Raw genomic sequence first — 6,751 nt, 5'->3', positions numbered from 1 at the left:
GGCGCTGGGGCGCGCCGGCCTCGCCGGCCAGGCGGCGATCACGATCGCGATTTTTGCGCTCGGCGCGGCGGCCGTCGCGGGGAATGGTCGGCGCGTCTGGGCCGCCGCGGGCGTGCTCTACGCCGCCGCGCTCGCCTTTTCCGTTTGCCTCATCCGCGAGTCGCCCGACGTCGGAACGCTCGCGATCGCCTTCCTTTTCGCCGTCGTGTGGGGCACCGATATTTTTGCCTATTTTGGCGGCAGGCTCATCGGCGGCCCCAAGCTCTGGCCCCGCGTCTCGGCCGGCAAGACCTGGTCGGGGACTGTCACGGGCGTCCTTTCCGGCGCGGCGCTCGGCTTGGCTACGGCCTATGTCGGCGGCGGCGCCGAGGCCGCGGGATGGCGCACCTTTCTCGTCGGCCTTGTCGCCGCGGCCCTCTCCCAGGCGGGCGATCTGTTCGAATCCTCGGTCAAGCGGCGTTTCGGGGTGAAGGATTCGAGCAGCCTCATCCCCGGCCACGGCGGGGTCATGGATCGGCTCGACGGCTTCATCTTTGCTAGCGTCTTCGCGGCGGCGCTGGGACTGCTGCGCGGCGAACCGTCGGTAGCGGCGGGCCTCTTCTTCTGGTAGGCGGAGCGTCATGGCCAAAGGAAACGGACAGATCAGCGCCCAAACCCGCGCCCCCCGCCGCATCGTTCTTCTCGGCGCGACGGGCTCCATCGGCCGGTCGACGGTCGATCTTTTGGAGCGCGACCCGGAAGGCTTCTCGGTCTCCGCCGTCGCGGGGGGGCGTGACGTCGAGGCGCTCGCCCGCGTCGCCCGCGCGGTGAAGGCGGAATTCGCGGCGATTCGCGACGAGAACGCCTATGACGCGCTCAAAGAGGCGCTGTCGGGCACCAACACCCAGGTCGCCGCGGGGCGGGAGGCGGTGATCGAGGCCGCTTTGCGCGACGCCGATCTCGTCGTCTCGGCCATCGTCGGCGCGGCCGGCGTCGAGCCCACCTATGCGGCGCTGACGGCCGGCCGCGACGTCGCGCTCGCCAATAAGGAATGCCTCGTCTGCGCGGGCGTTCCCTTCATGCGCGCGGCCATGGAGGCCGGCGTGCGGCTCCTGCCCATGGACAGCGAGCACAACGCCATTTTCCAGGCGCTGGGCGGCGAGGATCCCGCCCGCATCGAGCGCATGATCGTCACCGCCTCGGGCGGACCCTTCCGCACCTGGAGCAAGGAGCGCATCTCTCAGGCGAGCGTCGAAGAGGCGCTGAATCACCCCAACTGGGCCATGGGGCCGAAGATCACGGTCGATTCAGCCGGCATGATGAACAAGGGGTTGGAGCTGATCGAGGCGCATCATCTCTTTTCCGTGCCGGCGGAAAAGCTCGAAGTCGTCGTGCATCCGCAGTCGATCGTCCATGGGCTCGTCGCCTTCGCCGACGGGTCGGTGACGGCCGGCATGGCGGCGCCCGACATGCGCACGCCGATCGCCCATTGCCTCGGCTATCCCGACCGGCTGACGACGCCGACGCCGCGCCTCGACCTCGCCAAGATCGCGACGCTCACCTTCGAAGCCCCTGATTTCGATCGTTTTCCTGCTCTCCAAATGGCGCTTGACGCGCTTCGGTCGGGCGGCGGCTTGCCGACGGTGCTCAACGCCGCCAATGAGATTGCGGTCGAGGCCTTCCTTGACCGCCGCATCCCCTTCGACGGCATCAGCCGCCACGTCGCCGAGGCCTGCGAGGCGGCGCTGCGCGACGGCACGGCGAATGCGCCGGAGAGCGTTGAGGATGCGCTCGCCGTCGACCATATAGTGCGGGAAAGGTCGCGCGCGGCCTTGGCCGGGCGCGCGCCTTCAGGCATGCTGACCCTTCAATAGCCGAAGCCGGCGCGGCGCGGGCCGTGCGGAGCGAATACCTTGCTGAATCTGCTGACGAGTTTCGCCATCTACGTCATCCCCTTCGTGATCGTGCTGACGCTGGTCGTCTTCGTTCACGAATTCGGGCATTTCATCGTCGCCCGCTGGTGCGGCGTGAAGGTCGACGCCTTCTCCATCGGATTCGGTCCCGAGCTCTGGGCGCGGATCGACAAGCACGGCACGCGCTGGCGCGTCGCCGCCATTCCGCTCGGCGGCTATGTGAAGTTCCACGGCGACGCGAATGGCGCGAGCGCGCCCGACCCCGACGCGCTCGGCGCGATGCCCGAGGCCGAGCGCGCGGTGACCTTCGCGGCGCAGGACGTCTGGAAGCGCGCGGCGATCGTCTTCGCCGGGCCTTTCGCCAATTTCGTCCTGGCGATCGCCATCTTCACCATCCTATTCGGGGCCTATGGCCGCATGGTGATCGCGCCGCGCATCGGCGCGCTCGAAGAAGGCGGCGCGGGGCAGGCGGCGGGCTTCAAGGCGGGCGATCTCGTGCTCAGCATCGACGGCGCGCCGATCGACGCTTTCTCGAAAATGCAGGAGATCGTCGCGGGCTCCGCCGAGCGACCGCTCGTCTTCGTGGTCCGGCGCGGCGCCGAGGATGTGACCCTCACGGCGATTCCCGCTTGGCGCGAGGTCGAGAGCGCCATCGGCAAGATTCGCATCGGCAAGCTCGGCTTGCGGGCGAGCGCTTCGCCCGACGACGTTCGCCAGGAGCATTTCGGACCCGTCGCGGCCCTCGGACAGGCGGTCGTCGAAACGTGGTCCGTCGTCGAACGTACAGGCAAATATGTGGGCGGACTCGTCTCGGGGCGGGAGAGCGCGGATCAGCTTTCCGGGCCGATCGGCGTCGCGCAAGCATCGGGGCAGATGGCGAAGGCGGCCTATAAGGTCGGCATGGCGCCCTTCCTCAGCCTGATCGCGATTCTCTCCGTATCGATCGGCCTGCTGAATCTCATGCCCGTGCCGCTTCTCGACGGCGGGCATTTGATGTTCTTCGCGATCGAGGCGGCGCGCGGCCGCGCGCTCAACGAGCGGGCGCAGGAAATGGCATTCCGCGTCGGACTCGCCATGGTCTGCGCGTTGATGGTCTTCTCGACTTACAACGACATTGCGCGGCTCGTTCAGAAGCTCACCGGCGCCGGCTCTTGAGCGCCGCGCGAAAGCGCCGTTTCAGACTCAATTTCGACACGATCCTAACGCGCGGCGGGGAACTTTAACCGTACGCTGACCATGAATCGTGGCTTTAACGTCACGCCTTCGACAAATTGCGAAAACAATATCCGTTGCGCATTTGCAGGGTCGGGCAAACCTTGTAGAAGGAATCGCCGGCTTCCGGCGAAGCGCGTTGCGCCAGCGCGCATCGGAATGAAGTTCGCGCCGCGCCCTGGGCGGCGATGATGCGACGAGGACCAGCATTACATGCAATCTTTCAGCGGCATTTGGAAATCTTCGTCGTTCCTGATTGCGGTTGTCGCCGCGTTCCTGGCCCTTTCAATTCCGGCCATCGCGGCGCCCGACATCAACCGCGTCGCCTTCGAGGGCAACAGCAAGCTCAAGACTGAGAATCTTCAGTCTGAGGTGCGCAGCCGCGCCAAGACGCCTTTCAGTCCGCAGGTCGCCGAGGCGGACGTGGCGCGCCTGACCGAAATCTATCGCCGCTCCGGCCGCGCCGCGGCGAAGGTCAGCTACCGCGCGGTGGAGCTGCCCAACGGCCGCGTCGATCTCGTCTTCACCATCGCAGAAGGCGACAAGACCGGCGTGAAGGAAATCAAATTCATCGGCAACGAAGTCTATTCCACGCGCCGTCTCGTCGGCATGATGGAGACGACGGAAATGAATTTCCTGTCGTTCATCAAGACGAGCGACGTTTACGATCCCGACCGCATCGCCTCGGACCTCGAACTCATCCGCCGTTTCTATCTCAAGAATGGCTACGCCGATTTCCGCGTGATCAGTTCGGACGCGCAATATGATCCGGCGCAGGCTGGCTACATCATCACCATCGTCGTGCATGAAGGGCCGCAGTATCGCGTGTCCTCGGTCGGCGTCGAATCGCATCTGCCGGACGTGGACGGCGCCGCCCTCAACGACCAGCTCCGCATCGCGCCGGGCGACGTCTATAATGGCGACGCGGTCGAGAAGACGGTCGAGGCGCTAACGCGCGAAATCGCCAGGAAGGGTTACGCCTTCACCCAGGCGCGCCCGCGCGGCGAGCGCAATCCCGCCGATCAGACGGTGGCGATCCGCTTCCTCCTCGAGGAAGGCCCGCGCGTCTACATTGAGCGCATCGTCATTCGCGGCAACACCCGCACGCGCGACTATGTCATTCGCCGCGAATTCGATATCGGCGAGGGCGACGCCTATAATCGCGTGCTGATCGACCGCGCCGAACGCCGCCTCAACGGCCTTGGCTATTTCAAGAAGGTCAAGATCACCAATGAGCCGGGCTCGTCGGCCGACCGCGTCATCCTCATCGTCGATGTGGAAGACCAGCCGACCGGCAACTTCGGCGTGTCGGGCGGCTATTCCACCAATCAGGGCTTCATCGCCGAAGTGTCGGTGTCGGAAAGCAACTTCATGGGACGCGGCCAGGCCGTGCGCCTGTCGGTGCAGGCCGGCTATATCTCGCGCGGCGTGACGTTCAGCTTCACCGAGCCCTATTTCCTCGACCAGCGCATCTCGGCCGGCTTCGACGTCTTCGCCCGCCGGCAGGACGCGTATAATTATTCGATCTACAGCTCGACCTCGATCGGCGGCACGGTCCGTTTCGGCGTGCCGATCACCGAGGAGTTGAGCTTCTCGCCGCATTATTCGATCTATCAGACGACGATTTCGATCCCGAACACCCAAAGCCGTCCTTACGACGACTGTTTGGTGCCGATCATGGGCATCACGCCCGGCTTCAGCCCCTTCTTCCCGACGCCGAGCCTCTTCATCAACTGTCAGACGAACGGCGAAGCCTCGCTCGCGATCAAGGAGTCGCGCGGCACGCTGCTGACCTCGCTCGTCGGCTATTCGTTCAATTACAACACCCTCGACAACTATAAAAACCCCCATAACGGCTGGCTCGCGACCTTCTCGCAGGACGTCGCGGGCCTTGGCGGCAACACGCGCTATCTGCGCTCCACCGGCGACATTCGCTACTTCCGCGAGATCCCCTATATCGACGATGTCGTGGGCATCGCCCGTCTGCAGGGCGGCGATCTGTCGGCCTTCGGCGGCTACAAGGCGCACATCCAGGATAACTTCAACCTTGGCCCGAGCCTTGTGCGCGGCTTCGCGCCGGGCGGCATCGGTCCGCGCGACTCCAACATCCTGACGAGTTTCAGCAACAATCGCGGCAACTCGCTCGGCGGCGCCGACTATGTCGGCGGTTCGCTCGAAGTGCAGTTCCCGATCTGGGGCTTGCCGAAGGATATCGGCCTGAGGGGCGCGCTCTTCGCCGACGCCGGCTCCCTGTGGAATTTCACCGGGCGCACGAATTACGCGAATAATCTGCCGACCATTCCCGGCGTGACCTGTATCGGCGCCTATACGCCGGCGGCAGGCTTCGGCCAGGGCACTTGCGTGCAGCCGATCGCCAACGCCTTCAACGTCCGGTCGTCGGTTGGCGCATCGCTTCTTTGGCAGTCGCCGATGGGGCCCATTCGCTTCGACTATGCGGTCGTGACGTCTAAGGCCTATGGCGACATTACGCAGAATTTCCGCTTCAGCGGCGGCGCCAATTTCTGATGATGAAGAATGCTCGTCGGGCGAACTGCGCCCGGCGAGCTTTTTTATGCGTCTTTGTGATGGAAGTTAGTAAGGGGCCGCATTCGGCCGCATCCGCCGATATGATCTATCGCCGCGCGCGCGCCGCGACCGAGGGGACGGCATGAGCGCCGTCGTTTTCTTTCCGCTGACGCATCCGACGCCGCTCGCCGAGATCGCCGAAGTCGCGGGCGCCGAAATTCGCGATCCCGCGGTCGCGGGCGAGCGCGCGCCGCCGATCATCCTCAACGTCGCGCCGCTCGACTGGAGCAGGCCGGGCGATCTGTGCTTCTACGACGATCCGCGCTATCGGCGCGCGCTCGCCGACTGTCGCGCCACCGCCTGCTTTCTGCGCGCGCGCCATCTTCCGCTCTTGCCCGAAGGCGTCATCGGACTCGTCGTCGACAATCCGCAGCGCGCCATGACGCGCGCGACCGCGCATCTTTTTCCCGAGGCGCTGCGGCCCGGATCGCTCTTTCAGGCGCGCGGCGTTTCGCCGGGCGCGGCGGTCCATCCCGAGGCGCGCCTCGAACCCGGCGTCACCGTCGATCCCGGCGCCGTCATCGGCCCCGGCGCGGAGATCGGCGCGGGCGCGGTCATCGGGCCGCAGGCGGTCATCGGCCCCCATGTGCGGATCGGCCGGGACTGCGCCATCGGCGCGCAGGCGAGCGTCACCCATGCGCTGATCGGGGACCGCGTCATCATCCACCCCGGCGCGCGTCTCGGGCAGGACGGCTTCGGCTTCGCGCCGACCGCGCGGGGCTATCTCAAGACGCCGCAGCTTGGCCGCGTGATCGTGCAGGATGACGTGGAGATCGGCGCCAATACGACAATCGACCGCGGCGCGACGCGCGACACGATCATCGGCGAAGGCACGAAAATCGATAATCTCGTGCAGATCGCCCACAATGTGGTGATCGGCCGCTTCTGCGCCATCGTCGCCCAGGCGGGGGTCGCCGGCTCCTGCGAGATCGGCGATTTCGTCCAGCTGGGCGGGCAGGCGGGCGTCGCGGGCCATTTGACGATCGGCGAGGGCGCGCGGATCGCGGCGAAATCGGGGGTCATGCGCGACGTGCCGCCCGGCGCGCGGGTCGGGGGCGTCC

Annotated in this window: 5 protein-coding genes; all 5 read left to right on the top strand. The window is 66.2% G+C overall.

Going from position 1 to position 6,751, the window contains the following annotated elements; all coding sequences use genetic code 11:
• A partial coding sequence (locus V3H18_RS16245) for a phosphatidate cytidylyltransferase (RefSeq protein ID WP_332083129.1) occupies positions 1–610 on the top strand: 610 nt, incomplete at its 5' end.
• A 10-nt stretch (positions 611–620) separates the two neighbouring features.
• Positions 621–1,853, top strand: coding sequence for a 1-deoxy-D-xylulose-5-phosphate reductoisomerase (gene dxr / locus V3H18_RS16240; RefSeq protein ID WP_332083128.1), 1,233 nt, complete (start codon positions 621–623; stop codon positions 1,851–1,853).
• Between the two features lie 39 nt (positions 1,854–1,892).
• Positions 1,893–3,047 (top strand): M50 family metallopeptidase, encoded by a 1,155-nt coding sequence (locus tag V3H18_RS16235; RefSeq protein ID WP_332083127.1) that lies wholly within the window; start codon positions 1,893–1,895, stop codon positions 3,045–3,047.
• Positions 3,048–3,317: 270 nt separating this feature from the next.
• Positions 3,318–5,630, top strand: coding sequence for an outer membrane protein assembly factor BamA (gene bamA, locus V3H18_RS16230; RefSeq protein ID WP_332083126.1), 2,313 nt, complete (start codon positions 3,318–3,320; stop codon positions 5,628–5,630).
• Between the two features lie 142 nt (positions 5,631–5,772).
• On the top strand, positions 5,773–6,751 hold a 979-nt coding region (gene lpxD / locus V3H18_RS16225), incomplete at its 3' end, for a UDP-3-O-(3-hydroxymyristoyl)glucosamine N-acyltransferase (RefSeq protein WP_332083125.1).

The sequence above is a fragment of the Methylocystis borbori genome, assembly GCF_036576025.1.
Taxonomy (GTDB): Bacteria; Pseudomonadota; Alphaproteobacteria; order Rhizobiales; family Beijerinckiaceae; genus Methylocystis; species Methylocystis borbori.
This window is presented reverse-complemented; position numbering and strand designations above follow the sequence as displayed.

Bases quoted from the DNA above. Each gene is read 5' to 3' on its own strand.
- dxr (WP_332083128.1), top strand. From the start codon at position 621: ATGGCCAAAGGAAACGGACAGATCAGCGCCCAAACCCGCGCCCCCCGC.
- bamA (WP_332083126.1), top strand. From the start codon at position 3,318: ATGCAATCTTTCAGCGGCATTTGGAAATCTTCGTCGTTCCTGATTGCG.